20 protein-coding genes are annotated in these 16,745 nt (G+C 64.0%); 11 read left to right on the forward strand and 9 right to left on the reverse strand.

The genetic code is table 11. The features are described from left to right. Positions 1 to 14 precede the first annotated feature (14 nt). From radA to B2Z70_RS08990, 5 genes are all read right to left on the reverse strand, one after another. The gene (radA, locus tag B2Z70_RS08970) at positions 15 to 1,385 is read right to left on the reverse strand and encodes a DNA repair protein RadA (RefSeq protein WP_292982615.1); all 1,371 of its coding nucleotides are present in this window, start codon (positions 1,383 to 1,385) and stop codon (positions 15 to 17) included. A 78-nt stretch (positions 1,386 to 1,463) separates the two neighbouring features. Beyond that, on the reverse strand, positions 1,464 to 2,213 hold the full coding sequence (locus B2Z70_RS08975) for an ABC transporter ATP-binding protein (RefSeq protein ID WP_292982617.1): 750 nt from the start codon (positions 2,211 to 2,213) through the stop codon (positions 1,464 to 1,466). A 5-nt stretch (positions 2,214 to 2,218) separates the two neighbouring features. Further along, a complete protein-coding gene (locus tag B2Z70_RS08980; RefSeq protein WP_009800453.1) occupies positions 2,219 to 2,986 on the reverse strand; it encodes an MlaE family ABC transporter permease in 768 nt (255 codons plus the stop codon). After that, positions 2,983 to 4,074 (reverse strand): alanine racemase, encoded by a 1,092-nt coding sequence (gene alr / locus B2Z70_RS08985; protein WP_292982620.1) that lies wholly within the window; start codon positions 4,072 to 4,074, stop codon positions 2,983 to 2,985. Before alr ends, B2Z70_RS08980 begins: the two co-directional genes overlap by 4 nt. Before the next feature lie 61 nt (positions 4,075 to 4,135). Next, a complete protein-coding gene (locus tag B2Z70_RS08990) occupies positions 4,136 to 5,617 on the reverse strand; it encodes a replicative DNA helicase (RefSeq protein WP_009800451.1) in 1,482 nt (493 codons plus the stop codon). 229 nt (positions 5,618 to 5,846) lie between these two features. On the opposite strand from B2Z70_RS08990, the gene B2Z70_RS08995 reads away from it, so the two are divergent. From B2Z70_RS08995 to B2Z70_RS09005, 3 genes are read left to right on the forward strand one after another with little or no spacing between them, the layout of a single operon-like run. Beyond that, the gene (locus tag B2Z70_RS08995) at positions 5,847 to 6,398 is read left to right on the forward strand and encodes an RNA polymerase sigma factor (RefSeq protein ID WP_292982623.1); all 552 of its coding nucleotides are present in this window, start codon (positions 5,847 to 5,849) and stop codon (positions 6,396 to 6,398) included. Further along, on the forward strand, positions 6,391 to 6,762 hold the full coding sequence (locus B2Z70_RS09000) for a DUF6768 family protein (RefSeq protein WP_009800449.1): 372 nt from the start codon (positions 6,391 to 6,393) through the stop codon (positions 6,760 to 6,762). The genes B2Z70_RS08995 and B2Z70_RS09000 overlap by 8 nt, the downstream gene beginning before the upstream one ends. 16 nt (positions 6,763 to 6,778) lie before the next feature. Then, positions 6,779 to 7,210 (forward strand): hypothetical protein, encoded by a 432-nt coding sequence (locus B2Z70_RS09005; protein WP_292982626.1) that lies wholly within the window; start codon positions 6,779 to 6,781, stop codon positions 7,208 to 7,210. A gap of 24 nt (positions 7,211 to 7,234) precedes the next feature. Here B2Z70_RS09005 and B2Z70_RS09010 read toward each other — a convergent pair whose 3' ends face one another. The 4 genes from B2Z70_RS09010 to rpsF all read right to left on the reverse strand — a co-directional run bounded on the left by B2Z70_RS09010 (position 7,235) and on the right by rpsF (position 9,049). Next, positions 7,235 to 7,720: a GNAT family N-acetyltransferase gene (locus tag B2Z70_RS09010; RefSeq protein WP_292982628.1), complete on the reverse strand. Its 486-nt coding sequence runs from the start codon at positions 7,718 to 7,720 to the stop codon at positions 7,235 to 7,237. A 74-nt stretch (positions 7,721 to 7,794) separates the two neighbouring features. After that, a complete protein-coding gene (rplI, locus tag B2Z70_RS09015; protein ID WP_292982630.1) occupies positions 7,795 to 8,415 on the reverse strand; it encodes a 50S ribosomal protein L9 in 621 nt (206 codons plus the stop codon). Between the two features lie 14 nt (positions 8,416 to 8,429). After that, complete coding sequence (rpsR, locus tag B2Z70_RS09020) at positions 8,430 to 8,684, reverse strand: 30S ribosomal protein S18 (RefSeq protein ID WP_009800445.1); 255 nt, start codon at positions 8,682 to 8,684, stop codon at positions 8,430 to 8,432. A 14-nt stretch (positions 8,685 to 8,698) separates the two neighbouring features. Then, positions 8,699 to 9,049, reverse strand: a complete 351-nt coding sequence (rpsF, locus tag B2Z70_RS09025) for a 30S ribosomal protein S6 (RefSeq protein ID WP_009800444.1) — start codon at positions 9,047 to 9,049, stop codon at positions 8,699 to 8,701. Positions 9,050 to 9,295: 246 nt separating this feature from the next. On the opposite strand from rpsF, the gene fabD reads away from it, so the two are divergent. The 8 genes from fabD (at position 9,296) to B2Z70_RS09065 (ending at position 16,657) form a co-directional block, all read left to right on the forward strand. Beyond that, on the forward strand, positions 9,296 to 10,237 hold the full coding sequence (gene fabD / locus B2Z70_RS09030) for an ACP S-malonyltransferase (RefSeq protein ID WP_292982633.1): 942 nt from the start codon (positions 9,296 to 9,298) through the stop codon (positions 10,235 to 10,237). Between the two features lie 6 nt (positions 10,238 to 10,243). After that, positions 10,244 to 10,981 (forward strand): 3-oxoacyl-[acyl-carrier-protein] reductase, encoded by a 738-nt coding sequence (fabG, locus tag B2Z70_RS09035; RefSeq protein WP_009800442.1) that lies wholly within the window; start codon positions 10,244 to 10,246, stop codon positions 10,979 to 10,981. Positions 10,982 to 11,166: 185 nt separating this feature from the next. After that, positions 11,167 to 11,403, forward strand: coding sequence for an acyl carrier protein (locus B2Z70_RS09040; RefSeq protein ID WP_009800441.1), 237 nt, complete (start codon positions 11,167 to 11,169; stop codon positions 11,401 to 11,403). A gap of 16 nt (positions 11,404 to 11,419) precedes the next feature. After that, entirely contained in the window at positions 11,420 to 12,709 is a 1,290-nt protein-coding gene (gene fabF / locus B2Z70_RS09045) for a beta-ketoacyl-ACP synthase II (RefSeq protein ID WP_009800440.1), read from the forward strand. Positions 12,710 to 12,723: 14 nt separating this feature from the next. Continuing rightward, positions 12,724 to 13,776 carry an endolytic transglycosylase MltG gene (mltG, locus tag B2Z70_RS09050; RefSeq protein WP_009800439.1) on the forward strand — a complete coding sequence of 351 codons (1,053 nt, stop codon included), beginning with the start codon at positions 12,724 to 12,726 and terminating at the stop codon, positions 13,774 to 13,776. Positions 13,777 to 13,791: 15 nt separating this feature from the next. Then, positions 13,792 to 14,673: a YicC/YloC family endoribonuclease gene (locus tag B2Z70_RS09055; protein WP_292982637.1), complete on the forward strand. Its 882-nt coding sequence runs from the start codon at positions 13,792 to 13,794 to the stop codon at positions 14,671 to 14,673. A gap of 5 nt (positions 14,674 to 14,678) precedes the next feature. Then, entirely contained in the window at positions 14,679 to 15,335 is a 657-nt protein-coding gene (gene gmk, locus B2Z70_RS09060; protein WP_009800437.1) for a guanylate kinase, read from the forward strand. A 62-nt stretch (positions 15,336 to 15,397) separates the two neighbouring features. Continuing rightward, complete coding sequence (locus tag B2Z70_RS09065) at positions 15,398 to 16,657, forward strand: DUF2254 domain-containing protein (RefSeq protein WP_292982638.1); 1,260 nt, start codon at positions 15,398 to 15,400, stop codon at positions 16,655 to 16,657. The last annotated feature ends 88 nt before the right edge of the window (positions 16,658 to 16,745 follow it).

Below are 16,745 nucleotides of genomic sequence, written 5' to 3' on the forward strand. Positions count from 1 at the left end.
CCTCGTTCATGCGCCTAGACGGCGTCCTGGCCCAATCGACGCACCAGCGCCTGTACGGTGGAGACCGCGTCCACGGTCACGCCCGCGCCATCAACGCCTTCCGGCGCGAGGGCGCGGTTAAATCCGAGCTTTGCGGCTTCTTTCAGGCGCGCATCGGCGCGGCCCACCGGGCGCACGTCCCCGGACAGCGAAATCTCGCCAAACGCCACGCCCTCTTTGGGCAGGGGGGTATCCAGGAACGAAGAGATCAAGGCTGCCGCCACCGCCAAATCCGCTGCGGGTTCGTTGATTTTCAACCCGCCTGCGACGTTCAAATAAACGTCACGTCCGCCGAATCCAAGACCGCATCTCGCTTCAAGCACCGCCAGCACCATGGCGAGGCGTCCTGAATCCCAGCCCACAACCGCACGTCGCGGCGTTCCGAAGGCGGCGGGCGCCACAAGGGCTTGAATTTCCGTGAGAACCGGACGCGTGCCTTCCATGCCGGCAAACACAGCGGCGCCCGAGGCGGCTTCACCGCGTCCATCAAGAAAAAGTGCGGAGGGGTTAGCGACTTCCTGCAGACCGGCGTCGGCCATCTCGAACACGCCGATCTCGTCGGTCGGGCCGAAGCGGTTCTTCACCGCGCGCAGGATGCGGAACTGGTGGCTGCGTTCACCCTCGAAATAGAGCACCGCGTCCACCATGTGCTCGACCACGCGCGGGCCGGCGATCTGGCCGTCCTTGGTGACGTGACCCACGAGGATGATGATGGTGTTCTTCTTCTTGGCGAACCGCACCAGTTCCTGGGCGCAGGCGCGGACCTGCGCCACCGTCCCGGGCGCGGCGGCCAGCTGGTCCGACCACAGGGTCTGGACCGAGTCGATCACCGCAATGTCCGGCGTTTCCTTCTTCAGGCCATCAAGAATGACCTCAAGGCTGGTCTCGGCGGCCAACGCCACGGGCGCATCCGCCAGCCCCAGACGTCGCGCGCGACGGCGAACCTGATCAGCCGCTTCCTCGCCGGAGACATAGACCGATTTCGCGCCCCCCTTGGCGAGCTGGGCGACCGCCTGCAGCAGCAGAGTGGATTTGCCGATCCCCGGATCACCGCCCACCAGAATGGCCGAGCCGGGCACCAACCCGCCGCCCGCCACGCGGTCGAGCTCGCGCAGGCCGGTTTCAAAGCGTTTGGGATCTTCGGTGGCGCTGCCCAGGTCCACCAGCTCAAGTCGCGAACGGCGGGTGGAGCGGCTGGGCGCCTTGGCGTTCGAGCCCAGAGGCGCGCTTGCGCCGCTTTCCTCCACCAGCGTGTTCCACGATCCACAGGCGTCGCACCGTCCCGCCCATTTGGCGTGCACCCCGCCACAGGACTGGCAGACATAAACGGTGTCGGAACGGGCCATGGGGGCTCCTTGCGGCAGGCGAGGGCGGACTATAGCGCAAAGCGCCCGATTCGGCTTCGCACGGCGTCAGCTTGCAGCCTAGTCTTCGGAGCTTTCACCCCGGACGAAACGGCAAACCTCGTCATGGGCGCAGCTTTCCACACCATCAAGGCTGCCGCGCCACAGGGTCTGGCCGTCCTTGATCATGGCCACATCGTCCGCGATATGGCGCATCGACACCATGTCATGGGTGATGGAGACGGCGGTGGCGCCAAGATTTTTCACCTGGCGCACGATCAGCTTGTTGATGACGTCCGCGGTCACCGGATCAAGGCCGGTGGTGGGTTCGTCAAAGAACAGGATCTTCGGTCGGGCGACGATGGCGCGCGCCAGGGCGGCGCGCTTGAGCATGCCGCCGGACAGCGAGCCGGGCCGCTGGTCGGCCACATGCGCGTCGAGATCGACCTGATCCAGCGCCTCGAGGGCGCGGGTGCGGGCCTCGTCCTCGCTCACATGCTCGGCATGCAGCAGGCGGAAGGCGACGTTCTTCCACACAGGCAGGGAGTCAAACAGGGCGCCGGACTGGAACAGCATGCCGATCTGGGCGACGCCGGGATCGTTTCCATGGCCGGGGCGCACGGCCTCGCCATCAATCTCGACCGAGCCTGATTGCGGCCGGATCAGACCGAGCGCGGTTTTCAGGGTCACCGACTTGCCGGTGCCGGACCCGCCGATCACCACCAGCGAGCGGCCTTCATGGGCTTCGAGATTGAGGCCCTTGAGCACGGGTTTGCGGCCGTCAAAGCCCACCGTGACGTTCTTCCAGGCGATTTTGACGCGCTCGGTCATGACGATCACACAAACAAGGAGGTGAGCAGGAAGTTGGCGGCGAAGATCAGAACCGCGGCCGCGACGACGGCGTTGGTGGCGGCCCGGCCCACGCCCTGGGCGCCGCCCTGGGCGTAATAGCCGTGATAACAGCCCATCAGCGTCAGGATGAAGCCGAACACCGCCGCCTTGATCAGGCCCGAGATGATGTCCCAGTCCGACAGGAAGTCCCAGGTGTTGCGCACATAGATGGTCGGGTTGAAATCAAGCGTATGCACGCTGACCAGATAGCCGCCATAGATGCCGATGATGTCGGCGGTCGCCACCAGGATGGGCAGAACCAGAACGCCCGCCAGCACGCGCGGCGCGATCAGGTAGCGCATGGGGTCTGTCGCGAGGGTGTGCAGCGCGTCGATCTGTTCGGTGGCGCGCATGGCGCCGATTTCGGCGGCGATCCCCGAGGACACCCGGCCCGCCAGCATCAGGGCCGCGATCACCGGGCCCAGCTCGCGCACAATGCCCATGGCGACGATATTGGGCACGAAGCTCTCGGCGTTGAAGCGAGAGCCGCCCGTATAGATGTTCAACGCCAGCGCGGCGCCTGTGAAGAGCGCCGTCAGCCCGACCACCGGCAGGGAGAGAAAGCCGATCTTGAAGATCTGCTGGACCAGCTGTCCGCCGAAATAGGGCGGGCGCACCAGCGCCGCGAGCGCTTGGCCTGCAAACAGGGCGACAGCCCCGGCCGAGCGCAGCAGCGCGAGGAGGCCGGCTCCGATGGCGCGAAACGGGTTCATGACGCTCCCTTGTAGATACGCTCGGCCCGGGCGCCGAGCCCGGTCAGGATTTCATACGGCAAGGTGCCGTCCAGCGCCGCCGCCTGATACAGGTCAGGCCCGAAAAATTCCGGTACAGCGCCTTGGGCGATCTCATGTTCCAGGCCCGTCACGTCAATCGTGGTCAGATCCATGCTGATCCGTCCCAGGATGGGCGCGCGCAGGCCTGCAATACGGGCGCATCCTGCCCCTGACAGCGCGCGCGGCAAGCCATCGGCATAGCCTGCGCCCACAGTCGCGACGAGGCGTGGCGAATGGGCCACATAGGTTGCGCCATAGCCGACCGTGTCTCCGGCATCGATCTCTCGCAATTGCAGGATCGGCGCTTCCAGTTTCACCACAGGTTCGAACGGAGTGTCGGCATCGAGGTCCGCAGTTGCGCCATAAAGCCCGATGCCGGGCCGGGTCACGTCAAACTGATAGCGTTCGCCCAACAGGACGCCGCCCGTATTGGCCAGACTCAGTCGGGTTTCGGGCAGGGCGTTGGTCAGGGCGGTGAAGCGTTCGAGCTGACGCAGATTCTGCGTGGACGCGGCGTCTTCGGAGCAGGCCAGATGGCTCATGATCATGGAGACGTCGAGATTCTGAAGGGCGTTCAGAAGGCCGCTGATATCGCCGGCGCCGTAGCCAAGCCGCGCCATTCCGGTGTCGATATGGATGGCGCAGGGCCCGGTCGGGGCGGCGCGGAACTGGGCGGTTTCCCCGGGCTGGTTCAGGATGGCGCCCAGCCGATGCTTGACGTAAAGCGGACGGTCCTTGGCGCGATACCCCGCAAACACCCAGATATCGGGCAGGGGATCGCCCAGTGCTTCACGCACTGCGGCGCCTTCCTCGACGGTCGCCACAAAGAAGGTCCGAGCGCCTTGCTTGGCCAGGCGGCGGGCGACGGGGCCCGCGCCGAGCCCATAGGCGTTCGCCTTGACCACGGCGCTGGTTTCCGCCTTCGGCGTCAAGGCCTGCAGCGCTGCGTAGTTGCGCGCGATTGCGTCCAGGTCGATGACCAGACGGGACCGCGTGTTGTCTACGGAAGGGGTCGCGAGAACAGACATATGCGCTTCTATGTGGCCGTCCTCGCCCCGTGCTGCAAGCGCTAAGGCGCAGCTTGCGCCCCTAGTCGAAATCCTGACGCCCGGATATGTCGAGATCGGAGAATTTGGTGCGATCCGGATCGAACGCCACCTTCACCGAGCCAATGGGACCGTGACGCTGTTTGCCGATGATGACGTCGGCCTGATTGCGGATCTCGCGCATCTCGTCTTCCCAGGCGAGGTGCTGCTCCGTGCCTTCCTTGGGTTCAAGGCGTTCGAGATAATAGCTTTCGCGATACACAAACAGCACCACGTCGGCGTCCTGCTCGATCGAGCCCGATTCGCGCAGGTCCGAGAGCTGGGGCTTCTTGTCCTCGCGGTTCTCCACCTGACGCGACAGCTGGGAGAGCGCGATCACCGGCACCGCCAGTTCCTTGGCGAGGGCTTTGAGGGCCTGGGTGACTTCGGAGATTTCCTGCACCCGGTTCTCGCCCGAGCTTTTCGAGCCGGTGACGAGCTGGAGGTAGTCGACCACCACCAGATCGAGGCCGACCGTGCGCTTGAGGCGGCGACAGCGCGCCATCAGCGAGCCGATGGGCAGACCGCCGGTATCGTCGATATAGAGCGGGATGCCGGCGATCTCGTGCACGCCGTCGCGAATGTCCTCGAACTGGGCGGCGTCGATCTTGCCCTGACGGATCAGATACCCCGAAATGCCCGTGTAGTCGGCCACCAGACGGGTGGCGAGCTGGTCGGACGACATCTCGAGAGAGAAGAATGCGACAATGCCGCCATTGGTGGTCTTGCGCGTGCCGTCGGGCTGTTCCTCGGCCTGATAATTGCGCGCTACCGAGAAGGCGATGTTGGTGGCCAGCGCGGTTTTGCCCATGGAGGGACGACCGGCGAGGATGATGAGGTCGGACGGGTGCAGGCCGCCCATCTTGGCGTCGAGCGATTTCAGGCCCGAGGAGATGCCCGACAGGCCGCCGCCGCGCTTGTAGGCGGCCGAGGCGATCTCGAGCGATTTGTGGACCGCGAGGTGAAAGGGTTCGAGCGCCTTGGAGGTGCCGCCCTGTTCGGCCAGAGCGAACAGCCGCCGCTCGGCGCTTTGCAGAATGTCTTCAGCGCTGTCATCGGGCTCGGGCGCGTTGGCCGCGTAGGACACCTCGTCGCCAAACCGGATCAGCTCGCGCCGCATGGCGAGATCATAGATCAGACGACCATATTCGCCCGCCGACGCCGGCTCGGGCGCCTCGCGCATCAGATCGGCGAGATAGACCGCGCCGCCCACTTCCTTCATGCCCGGATCGCGCTCGAACCGGGTTTTCAGCACCACCGCATCCGCCAGCGCGCCGGAGATGATCAGCTGGCTCGCCGCCTCATAGATGCGGCCATGCAGCGGATCATAGAAATGGTCCGGCTTCAGCCAGTCGCCGACGCGGTGATACACCTCGTTGTCAAACAGCAAGGCGCCCAGAAGCGCCTGCTCCGCCTCGATGTTGTGGGGCGGGGCGGAACTGGTTTCGAGCGGGGCGGGTGCGTGATCGTAGGATTCTGCGGTCATGGTTCCCTTTGCTTAGACCCATCGTCCGTGAAGTGCACGTCTTGACCTTTTTAGGCGCCGTTTTCCGGCACTCCACAGGCGCCTGTGGACAAACCTGAAAGGACAGGCGGGACAGCGTTGAAGCCTGTGGACAGTTTGGGGGAGGGCGATGTGCGGTGAAAAAATGTCTGAGTCAATGAACCCGAAGCGCTCAAGACTGCACCTTCTGTCCTGAATGGAAGGACGAGGGATGAGCCAGGATCTTGAACGCGCGCTGGACGGTTATCTGGCCGCCTCCGCCCGCGCCGGCGACCGTCGGGCGTTCGGCGCGCTGGCGGGCCGCTGGACGCCGCGCCTCTCCGCCTTCGCCTGGCGCTTGATGGGTGATGCGGACGGGGTGGAGGAAGCGGTGCAAGACGCCTGGGTTGAAATCCTGCGTGATCTGCCGCGCCTGCGGGATGTGGACGCTTTTCCCGCCTTCGCCTTTCGCATTGTCCAGCGCCGCTGCGCGCGCCTGATCCGTGAGCGCCAGTCCGGGCGCCGCCTGAAAGCGGGTGTTGAAGCCGAACCGCCGCCCGAAGCGCCGGACATGGACCGTTCCTTGGATGCGCAGCGCATCCGGACGGCCATGCGCGACCTGCCGCCTGAACAGCATGCGGCGCTCTGGCTCTATCACATACAAGGTCTGACCGTGGCGGAGATCGCCGCCGCGCTCGACGTCCCGACGGGCACGATCAAGACCCGTCTCATGCATGCGCGGCGCAAGATCGCCGCGCAACTCCAAGGAGGATCCGATGAGTGATCTTGACCGCATGATTGAAGACAGCCTGCGAGAGGCGGACGGCCATTCGCCCCAGCTTGATCTCGAACCGGGTTATTTCGCCCAGGCTCTGAGCCTGTTCACCGGACGCACCGCCTGGGTGCATTGGACGATCATGATCGCCCAGTCGCTGATGTTCATCGCGGGCGTGGTCTGCGCGGTGAAATTCTACCAGGCCGGCACCGTAATGACCGCGCTCCATTGGGGGCTGCCCGCGGTGGTGCTGTTGGTCTTTGCGGCCATCTTCAAGAGCACGCTGGCGCCCAAGATGGAGACCAATCGCCTCCTGATGGAGATCCGCCGGGTGGAATTGCGCATCGAACGGATGCGGGCTGAACGGGGCTGAGGAGACGCTTGCACACATGAGCGCGCTTGAGCCTTTGCTGGACGGACTTGTAAGCCTGGAGCCCTTTTCGGGATTTTATCTGAGTGTCCTGAGATTGGCCGCCGTTTTCCTGATGGCTCTCGCGCTTTCGGTGCTCATCATTCCTGAGCAGGCGAAACACTTCCTCTCAGGATATGCGAGCACGCTCCTCGTGAACTCGGTTGAGGGCGTGTTGCGCGCGCTGGTGGGTCTCTCATTGGCGGGCTATGCCCATCAGCAAGGCTTGAGTGCCATTCTTGTCCTTGTCGGGGTGTTTCTTGTCGTCTCGGCGCTGGTGATCCTTTTACTGCCGGGCCTCCACAAGCGTTTTGCCCGGTGGGCCATACCATTCGCATTGCGCATCCTGCCTCTTTATGGCGCCGGCGCGGCAGTGCTCGGAATCGGTCTGTTTATGATCACGCAACGGTAAGCGCGTTGATGGGCGCCGCGATCTTCAAGGGCCGTGCTGGCGCTGCAGATGCAGGATCATGTGATGGTTCTGCATCTCCACGCCATTGGGGCGCACGGTCTGGGTCTGCACCAGCGTCCAACCGTGTTTTTCAAAGAATTTCCGCGCGATATGGCTCGCCTGTACGGTGAGGCTTGCTAAACCACGCTGGCGTGCCTCATCAAGGATCGCCTGATGCAGTCGGGACGCCAGCCCGTCGCCTTTGCGGTCGGGACGCACATAGGCCATGTCGAGCTCGCCTCCAGGCGTCAGGGTGAAGAACCCCGCGAGCCCCTCATCATCTTCACCAACCAGTATGATCTGGCCGGACAGGCGCTCGGTCATGAACGCCGCGCTCTTTGGGGCCGGGGACCAGGCCTTGCGCTGCGCCGCGTCATAGGCGCCGACCGCGCCGGTGTGGACCGCGTCGTGCCAGAGACGGCCCAGGCCTGCCATGTCGCCGCAATGGGCGAGGCGGATGCGATCGGTCATGGCGGTGCTCCTTCAAACGAAAACGGGCGGCTCCTTGTGGGAGCCGCCCGTCATCTGATCGGAAGATCGAAGCCTTAGTCTTCGGTTTCTTCAGTCTCTTCAGAGGCCTCGGAAGAGGACTCGTAATCATCGTCGTCGCCTTCGACGCCGGACTCAGCGAGTTCGACGGCCTGGGCTTCGGCCAGCGCGCGGTCTTCATCGGCGGCCGCCTGGATGACGTCTTCGCCTTGCGCCTGGCGCTCGGCTTCGTCCTCGGTGCGGGCGACGTTGATGGTGACGGTGACGTCCACATCCGCGTGCAGGACCAGGCGCACTTCGTGCAGACCCAGGGTCTTGATGGCGGTGTTCAGATCCACCATGCCGCGAGACACGTTGAATTCCGGGGTGGACGCGGCGTCGGCGATGTCGCGGGTGGACACCGAACCGTACAGCTGGCCGGATTCAGACGCCTGACGGATCAGCACGAAGGTCGCGCCGTCCAGGTGAGAGCCTTCCTCGCGGGCCTTTTCGGCGCGCTCGGCGTTCAGCTTCTCGATCACTTCACGCTCGCGTTCGAAGCGCTCCATGTTGGCCTGAGTGGCGCGCAGCGCTTTGGATTGCGGCAGCAGGAAGTTGCGGGCATAACCCGGCTTCACGGTCACCACGTCGCCGATGGCGCCGAGCTTTTCGACGCGTTCAAGCAGAACAACTTGCATGGTCCTGAGCTCCCTTAATCGACGGCGTACGGCAGAAGAGCCAGAACGCGGGCGCGCTTGATGGCGCGAGCGAGTTCACGCTGCTTCTTGGCCGACACGGCGGTGATGCGAGACGGCACGATCTTGCCGCGCTCGGACATGTAGCGCTGAAGCAGCTTGATGTCCTTGTAATCGATCTTCGGCGCGTTTTCGCCGGAGAACGGGCAAACCTTGCGGCGACGCTGGAAAGCGCGGCGAGCAGGCACGTTGGAGATGGAAAGTTCAGCCATTGGTCCGGACTCCTCTAGCGACGTTCGCGACGCTTGCGATCTTCGCCCTTGCGAAGCACAGCGCTCGGCTCTTCGTTCAGCTCGTCGACGCGGCAGGTCATGTAACGCATGACGTCGTCGGCGAAGCGCTGACGATAATCGAGGGCTTCAAGCACCTCGTTGCCCGCTTCCATGTCGAGATAGCCGTAATGGCCCTTACGGTTCTTGTTCATGCGGTAGGCGAGCGTGCGCAGACCCCAGTATTCGGTCTTGTGCACCTTGCCGCCCTTTTCCTCGATCAGAGCCTTGAGCTCTTCGATCGCGGATTCCACCTGCGCCGGAGACACATCCGGACGCGCGATGAACACGTGCTCGTACTTGTTCATTAGACGTTTTCGTCCCTTCTTGAGGGCTGCGGCGCGAGCACCTTCCGAAGGGCCGGAGGGTCTCACGTCGGCTCCTCAGGTCCCGCCTGTCAACCAACGACAGACGGACCGCGACCAGAGGACCGCAGCCGGTGAAGCCGCGGCTTATAAGCGATGGGGCGAGCGGGCGCAAGCGGCGCTGGCGCTTGCCTCCAATCCCATGCCCGGTTATCCCGCGTGCAAACAGATTTGCAGGGAGGACGCTTGATGGCGCTTGCATTCACATTCCCCGGACAGGGCAGCCAGGCGGTCAGCATGGGCAAGCCGCTTGCAGAAAGCTTCGCCTCGGCGCGCGCGGTCTTTGATGAGGTTGACGACGCCCTGGGCCAGAAGCTGTCCCAGCTGATGTGGGATGGGCCCATTGAAGAGCTGACTCTGACCGAGAACGCCCAGCCCGCAATCATGGCGGTGTCGCTGGCGGCCATGGCGGCGCTCAAATCCGATTTCGACGTGGATGTGACCGCCGCCAAATTCGTGGCGGGTCACTCTCTAGGCGAATATTCCGCCCTGTGCGCCGCGGGCGCCTTGTCGGTGTCTGACGCGGCGAAGCTTCTGAAGCTGCGCGGCCAGTCCATGCAAAAGGCTGTTCCGGTGGGGCAGGGCGCCATGGCGGCGCTGCTTGGCGCGGAGATGGAGCAGGCCGAAAAGGCGATCGAGCTGGCGGGCTCTGAAGGCATCGTCACCATCGCCAATGACAACGCGCCGGGTCAGATCGTGATCTCGGGCGACAAGGCGGCCGTCGACGCCGCCGTCGCCGCGATCAAGGATCTGGGCGTGCGCAAGGCCATGCTGCTGCCTGTGTCCGCGCCCTTCCATTGCCCGCTGATGGAGCCGGCGGCTGACGCCATGGCCGACGCACTCAAGAGCGCTGCCATCTCCAATCCCTCCGTGCCGGTCGTGACCAATGTCAGCGCCGGGGCGGTGTCGGACGCAGAAACCCTGCGCACCCAGCTCGTGGAACAGGTCACCGGCAAGGTGCGCTGGCGTGAAAGCGTGGACTGGATGCATGGTCAGGGCGTCGAGCAGTTCGTGGAAGCGGGCGCCAAGGTGCTCACCACCATGCTCAAGCGTCATATCAAAGAGGCCCAGGGCACGGCCCTTGTGACTGCAGACGATCTGGAAGCCTTCGCCGCTTCGCTCAAAGGATAAGCCGACATGTTTGATCTTTCTGGTAAAAAAGCGCTCGTCACTGGCGCGACCGGCGGTCTGGGCTCTGAAATCGCTCGCGCGCTGCACAAGGCGGGCGCGTCCGTGGCCTTGTCGGGCACGCGCGAAGCCGTGCTCAACGAGCTGGCCTCGGAGCTGGGCGACCGCGTCGCTGTTTGTCCGGCGAACCTGTCGGACGCCGACAGCGTGGACGCCCTGCCCAAGCAGGCCTCTGAAGCGCTCGACGGTCTCGACATCCTCATCTCCAATGCCGGCGTCACGCGAGATCAGCTGCTGATGCGGATGAAGGACGAGGACTGGGAGACCGTCATCAAGGTCAATCTCGAAGCCCATTACCGTCTGTCGAAAGCGGCGATGCGCGGGATGATGAAGCAGCGCTTCGGCCGCATCATCGGCATCACCTCGATCGTCGGCGTGACTGGCAATGCCGGCCAGACCAACTACGCCGCCTCCAAAGCGGGCATGATCGGCTTCACGAAGGCGTTGGCCCAGGAAGTCGCTTCACGCGGCGTGACGGCCAACTGCGTGGCGCCGGGATTCATCGAATCGCCGATGACCGATGCTCTGACCGATGACCAGAAAGCGGCGATTCTCTCCACGATTCCGGCCGGCAAGCTGGGTCACGGAAGCGATATTGCAGCTGCGTGCGTTTATCTCGCCAGTGCGGAAGCCGGATATGTGACGGGTCAGACCTTGCACGTGAACGGCGGTATGGCGATGATCTAGGCTCGTTCGGCCTGGGCGCCCGGGCCGACTTGCCAGACAGTGTGCGGCTGGCGTACGAGTTTTCGGCGTGTTATCAGCCCGCACGCTTCACGGGGAGGACTTGAACCCTCCTTGCGTAAACAACACCTACGGAAGCGCGACGCCCGCCGGGATGTCCGCAAAACAGATTTTGAAAAGGGACCGACATGTCCGACGTTCTTGAGCGCGTTAAAAAGATCGTTGTCGAGCATCTCGACGTTGAAGCTGAAAAAGTCACCGAGAAGGCCTCCTTCATCGACGATCTGGGCGCTGACTCCCTCGACAATGTCGAGCTGGTCATGGCGTTCGAAGAAGAATTCGATATCGAAATCCCCGACGATGCTGCCGAGCACATCCAGACCGTCGGCGATGCGGTGAAATTCATCTCCGAAAAGCTCGGCTAAGCCGGAGCGAGATCTCATGTCGAAGCGTCGCGTCGTCGTGACCGGGCTGGGTCTTGTGACCCCGCTCGGCTGCGGAACTGAACATGTCTGGTCCCGGATCATTGCCGGTGAGTCAGGCTTGGCGAAGATCGAGCACTTTGATGTGTCCGATCTATCCAGTCACGTTGCGGGGATCATCCCGCGCGTCGACGGGCGCAACGGCGGGGGCGAAGACGTCCCCGGATCGTTCGACCCCGAAGCGGTCATGCCCGCCCGGGATCGCAAACGCATCGATGAGTTCATCCTGTATGGCATCGCGGCGGCGGATGAAGCGCTCGCCCATTCCGGCTGGAAAGCCGAGAGTGAAGAGGCCAAGGAACGCGCTGGCGTTCTGATCGGGTCCGGCATTGGCGGTCTTCAGACCATCTATGACGCCTCGATCACCCTGCATGAACGCGGCCCCCGCAAGCTGAGCCCGTTCGTCATTCCCGCCATGCTGATCAACCTCGTCTCCGGCCAGGTCTCGATCCGTCATGGCCTCAAAGGTCCCAACCACGCTGTGGTGACGGCCTGCTCCACCGGCGCGCACGCCATTGGCGATGCGGCCCGTCTGATCGCTTACGGCGATGCGGACATGATGGTGGCCGGGGGTGCGGAAAGCGCCATTACCCGTCTGGGGTATGGCGGCTTCGGCGCAGCGCGGGCGCTGTCCACCGGTTTCAATGACAATCCCAAAGCCGCCTCCCGTCCCTGGGACAAGGACCGTGACGGCTTCGTCATGGGCGAGGGCGCGGGCGTTGTCATTCTTGAAGAATATGAAGCGGCGAAGGCTCGCGGCGCGACGATTTACGCTGAAGTGCGCGGCTATGGCCTGTCCGGCGACGCCCACCACATCACGGCGCCCGCCGATGATGGCGATGGCGGTTTCCGGGCCATGAAGGCGGCGCTGAAAAGCGCGGGCCTGACACCGGCCGATATCGGCTATGTCAACGCGCACGGCACCTCCACGCCCAAGGGTGACGAGATCGAGCTGGGCGCGGTCGAGCGCCTGTTTGGCGATGCGGCGTCTGATCTCGTGATGAGCTCGACGAAATCGTCGATCGGCCACCTTCTGGGCGCTGCGGGCGCCGTGGAAGCGGTGTTCTCGATCCTCGCCATGCGCGATGGCGTGTGCCCGCCGACCCTCAACCTTGATAATCCGTCTGTTGAATCGGCGATCAATCTCGCGCCGAACGTTGCGGTGAAGAAAGAGCTCTCGGCGGTCCTGTCGAACTCGTTCGGCTTTGGCGGCACCAACGCCTCGGTCGTCTTCGCCAAGGCCGACTAACGTCCGGATCCCCCATGGGTGAGACGCAGACCCCCGCCTCCGAACCGGACCAGAAGCGCGGGGGATTTGCGCGCGTCCTGATATGGCTGACCGGGATCCTTGTGGTTCTGGCGCTGATCGCCGCCGGCGCGGCCTATGGCGGCTGGGTCTGGATCAATCAGCAATTCGTCGCTCCCGGCCCGGCCGGGGCAGAGGAAACCGTGCTGCTGCCCCGTGGCGCAGGCCTCATCTCCATCGCCAACCAGCTTGAACGCGAAGGGCTTGTCACCGATGCGCGCCTGTTCCGCGCCATGGTGATGATCGATGGCGGCGACCGCGATCTGCGCGCGGGCGAGTTCGCCATCCCCGAAGCCGCCTCCATGGCGGAGATCTACGACATTCTGCGCTCGGGCCAGACCATCCAGTACCCGGTGACGGCGGCGGAAGGCCTGACCACCGCCATGATCATCCGCATCGTCGAGGCGAGCGAGGTGATGACCGGGGAGATCACGCGCATCCCCGCAGAAGGCGCGCTCCTGCCTGAAACCTATCTCGTGAGCCGCGGCGATGACCGTCAGGCGCTGATCGACCGGATGGAAGCGGCCCAGGATGCGCTGCTTGACGAGCTGTGGTCGAACCGGGCTGAAAACCTCCCCTTCGACACCCCTGAAGAAGCGATCATCCTCGCCTCGGTGGTGGAGAAGGAGACCGGAATCGCCCATGAGCGCCCGATGGTGGCGTCGGTGTTCGTCAACCGTCTGCGTCGCGGCATGCGCCTTCAGAGCGATCCGACCATCATCTATGGCATCACCCAGGGTGAGCCGCTGGGCCGCGGCATTCGCCGGTCCGAGCTCGACAGCACAGCCAATCGCTATAATACCTACCAGATCGACGGCCTGCCGCCGACGCCGATTTCCAATCCGGGGCGGGATGCGATTGCGGCGGTTCTGAACCCGCCGGAAGGACAGTATCTGTATTTTGTGGCGGACGGCACGGGCGGGCATGCTTTCGCAACCAGCCTGGCCGAACATAATCGCAACGTGGCGCAATGGCGCCGGATCGAACGCGAACGCGCCCAAGGGGGCTAGCGGGAGACTATCGCAATGACGCTGTCTGGCATGACAGGTTTCGCCCGTAGCGAACGCTCGGGCGTTTACGGCTCCATTTCCGTCGAGGCCCGCTCGGTCAACGGCAAGGGTCTGGATGTGCGCCTGCGCTTGCCGCAAGGGCTCGATGCGGTGGAGAATCCGATCCGGGAGCTGGCCAAGCAGCGCTTCAATCGTGGCTCGGTGTCCATCACCGTCACGCTGACAGCGCCTGAAGGCGCCAGCGCGGCCAGCGTCGACATGGCCCAGCTCGAAGCCTATCTGCACGCCACCCGCAACCTCGTGGACAAGGGCGGGGTGCGCGCCGCTTCCATTGGCGAGTTGCTGGCGCTCAAGGGCGTGATCATTTCTGAAGAGACGGGTCTGGACGAAGACCAGGCCGCAGAGCGCGATGCTGAAGTGGTCAACGCAGTCGAAGCGGCGCTGGACGGGCTGAAGACCGCCCGGCTGGAGGAGGGAGCGGCGCTCAGAACCGTGCTCGAAGGCCATCTGGACGAGATTACCGATCTGCGCGAGCAGGCCGCCAATTGCGCCGCCGCCATGCCCGACGCCATCAAGGCGCGCTTGCAGGTCAAGCTTGATGAGCTGATTTCGGGCGGCGTTGATCCGGATCGTCTCGCTCAGGAAGCGGCGATGATGGCGGTCAAGGCGGATGTGCGCGAGGAGCTCGACCGTCTCAAGGCCCATATCGACAGCGCACATGCCTTGCTGGGCGCGGGCTCGCCCTGTGGCCGCAAGCTCGATTTCCTGTCCCAGGAATTCAATCGGGAAGCCAATACGCTGTGTTCGAAATCGGCGGACACCCAGCTGACCAATATCGGACTGGCGCTCAAGGCGACGGTCGATCGCCTGCGCGAGCAGGTCCAGAATGTGGAGTAGGCGCCATGCATGGTGATCATCTGAGCGGCCCTGTTTATCGCGGCCAGCGCCGCGGCTTCATGCTGGTGCTCTCGAGCCCCTCGGGCGCGGGCAAGACCACGCTGTCCAAACGCCTCCTGACCATGAACCCGGACCTTGTCCTGTCGGTCTCGGCCACAACGCGCGATCCGCGTCCGGGCGAGAAGCATGGTGAGGACTATTACTTCATGGAGCAGGACGAGTTCGTCGCGAAGACGAAGACAAACGAGTTCTATGAATGGGCGAAGGTGTTCGACAATTATTACGGCACGCCCAAGGGCCCGGTTGAAGAGGCGCTTGATGAAGGCCGGGACGTGGTCTTTGACATTGACTGGCAGGGCGCTCAGGCGCTGGCCGAGAGCGCGCCGGATGACGTGGTGCGTGTCTTCATTCTGCCTCCCTCGCTCAAGCTTCTGCGCGACCGTCTGCACAAGCGCGCCCAGGACAGTCACGAGATCATCGAGGGCCGGATGAACCGCGCCAAGGCCGAAATCGAGCACTGGGACGAGTACGACTATGTCGTCATCAATGACGATTTCTCCCGCGCCCTCGAAAAGCTCAGCCTGATTCTGCACGCCGAGCGCCTCAAGCGCTCTCGTCACCCCTGGCTTGAGGGCTTTGTCGACGCGCTGATGGAGGAATAGGGAACCTTGGCTGCCCCCGCGCGTTTATCCGGATCAGGGTAATCAGAGGGGCGTCCGCAAACATGCTGTCCAGGGCCGAGTTTCTCGTCAATCGCGTGCTCCGGTCCATCTGGTTCCGTCCGGCCGCCTATGCCGCCGGCGCCGCCTTCACCGTCTTTCTGACCCCGATCCTTGATCCGTTCATGCCCTTTGAATGGGAAGAGCTGATCTCGGCGCAAACCAATGAAGCGGTGCTCACCATTCTCGCCTCCAGCCTGCTGGCGGTGGCGATCTTCTCGCTCTCGACCATGGTGTCCGCGCTGCAATCAGCGTCCAGCTCGGCGACGCCGCGCGCCCGGCCGCTTCTGGTCGAGGACGCGGCGGCCCAGAACGCCATCTCCACCTTTATCGGGGCTTTCCTGTTCAGCCTTCTGGGCGTCATCGGAACACGGCTCGATTTGTATTCGCCCGCCGGGCGGGTGATCCTGTTCGGCCTGACCGTGCTCCTGGTGGTGCTCGTGGTGGCGACCCTGATACGCTGGCTGCAGCGTCTGTCGCGCCTTGGCGACGTCACGGAGGCGATCCGGCGGGTGGAGGATGCGGCTCAGCTCGCCTTTGATCATGCCCCTGTCGCGGAGCGCGTTCCCGATCTGCCGGCGTTCGAGGAGGGGGTGGATCTTTATCCCAAGGCCCCGGGATTTGTTCAGAATGTCGCGCTCGAGGATCTCAGGGCTCTCGCTGACAAGCTTGAGATCAAGGTGGCGGTGAAGGCGCCGCCAGGTCATTTCGCAGATGCAGGCGCGCCACTGGCGCGTCTGTCAGAAGACGTGGACGCAGACTGCCGCGATGCGTTGTGCGCCTGCTTCAATCTGGGCTCGGACCGGGATTTTCATTCCGATCCCTGTTTTGGCCTGACCGTGCTGTCGGAAATCGCCTCCAAGGCGTTGTCGCCGGGCGTGAATGATCCGGGCACCGCCATCCATGTCATTCGCGCGATCGAGCGCGTGCTGCACAAATGGTCGCTGACGCTGGAAAAGCGCCAACAGGAGTCTGATCCCGAACCCGACGCTGAGACGCGGGTCTTCCTGCCGGGGATCCGGGTTTCCCATGCCTTGTCCTGCGGCTTCAGTCCCATCGCCTTCGATGGCGCTGACAGGCCCGTGATCACCCGGACGCTTCTGAGCGCTCTGTCCGGCCTCAGAGCGAGCGATGAGGCCCTGTATGGCGAGGCTGTGCAGGCGCTTGGCGCCGACGTGCTGGCGCGGGCCAAGGCCTCCGTCACTTATGAAGGGGATCGCGAGATCCTGGATCAGGCGGCGCGCCGGATGGGCTTTGGCGAGTAGAGCGCCATGCGGTCTTGCGAATGACCGCTCGACACCTTCGGCCCCCGTGCTAGCGTATGCGCAGTTTGTTTTTCCGGGGAGGGGGCGT

This window comes from Oceanicaulis sp. UBA6590, assembly GCF_002433705.1.
Taxonomy (GTDB): Bacteria; Pseudomonadota; Alphaproteobacteria; order Caulobacterales; family Maricaulaceae; genus Oceanicaulis.

Coding starts and splice junctions, on each gene's coding strand:
- B2Z70_RS09065 (WP_292982638.1), top strand. CDS start 15,398: ATGCTGTCCAGGGCCGAGTTTCTCGTCAATCGCGTGCTCCGGTCCATC.
- B2Z70_RS09040 (WP_009800441.1), top strand. CDS start 11,167: ATGTCCGACGTTCTTGAGCGCGTTAAAAAGATCGTTGTCGAGCATCTC.
- gmk (WP_009800437.1), top strand. CDS start 14,679: ATGCATGGTGATCATCTGAGCGGCCCTGTTTATCGCGGCCAGCGCCGC.
- B2Z70_RS08990 (WP_009800451.1), bottom strand. CDS start 5,617: ATGACCGCAGAATCCTACGATCACGCACCCGCCCCGCTCGAAACCAGT.
- B2Z70_RS08980 (WP_009800453.1), bottom strand. CDS start 2,986: ATGAACCCGTTTCGCGCCATCGGAGCCGGCCTCCTCGCGCTGCTGCGC.
- B2Z70_RS08995 (WP_292982623.1), top strand. CDS start 5,847: ATGAGCCAGGATCTTGAACGCGCGCTGGACGGTTATCTGGCCGCCTCC.
- B2Z70_RS09005 (WP_292982626.1), top strand. CDS start 6,779: ATGAGCGCGCTTGAGCCTTTGCTGGACGGACTTGTAAGCCTGGAGCCC.
- fabG (WP_009800442.1), top strand. CDS start 10,244: ATGTTTGATCTTTCTGGTAAAAAAGCGCTCGTCACTGGCGCGACCGGC.
- mltG (WP_009800439.1), top strand. CDS start 12,724: ATGGGTGAGACGCAGACCCCCGCCTCCGAACCGGACCAGAAGCGCGGG.
- rpsR (WP_009800445.1), bottom strand. CDS start 8,684: ATGGCTGAACTTTCCATCTCCAACGTGCCTGCTCGCCGCGCTTTCCAG.
- rplI (WP_292982630.1), bottom strand. CDS start 8,415: ATGCAAGTTGTTCTGCTTGAACGCGTCGAAAAGCTCGGCGCCATCGGC.
- B2Z70_RS09010 (WP_292982628.1), bottom strand. CDS start 7,720: ATGACCGATCGCATCCGCCTCGCCCATTGCGGCGACATGGCAGGCCTG.
- B2Z70_RS09055 (WP_292982637.1), top strand. CDS start 13,792: ATGACGCTGTCTGGCATGACAGGTTTCGCCCGTAGCGAACGCTCGGGC.
- fabD (WP_292982633.1), top strand. CDS start 9,296: ATGGCGCTTGCATTCACATTCCCCGGACAGGGCAGCCAGGCGGTCAGC.
- B2Z70_RS09000 (WP_009800449.1), top strand. CDS start 6,391: ATGAGTGATCTTGACCGCATGATTGAAGACAGCCTGCGAGAGGCGGAC.
- rpsF (WP_009800444.1), bottom strand. CDS start 9,049: ATGAACAAGTACGAGCACGTGTTCATCGCGCGTCCGGATGTGTCTCCG.
- radA (WP_292982615.1), bottom strand. CDS start 1,385: ATGGCCCGTTCCGACACCGTTTATGTCTGCCAGTCCTGTGGCGGGGTG.
- fabF (WP_009800440.1), top strand. CDS start 11,420: ATGTCGAAGCGTCGCGTCGTCGTGACCGGGCTGGGTCTTGTGACCCCG.
- alr (WP_292982620.1), bottom strand. CDS start 4,074: ATGTCTGTTCTCGCGACCCCTTCCGTAGACAACACGCGGTCCCGTCTG.
- B2Z70_RS08975 (WP_292982617.1), bottom strand. CDS start 2,213: ATGACCGAGCGCGTCAAAATCGCCTGGAAGAACGTCACGGTGGGCTTT.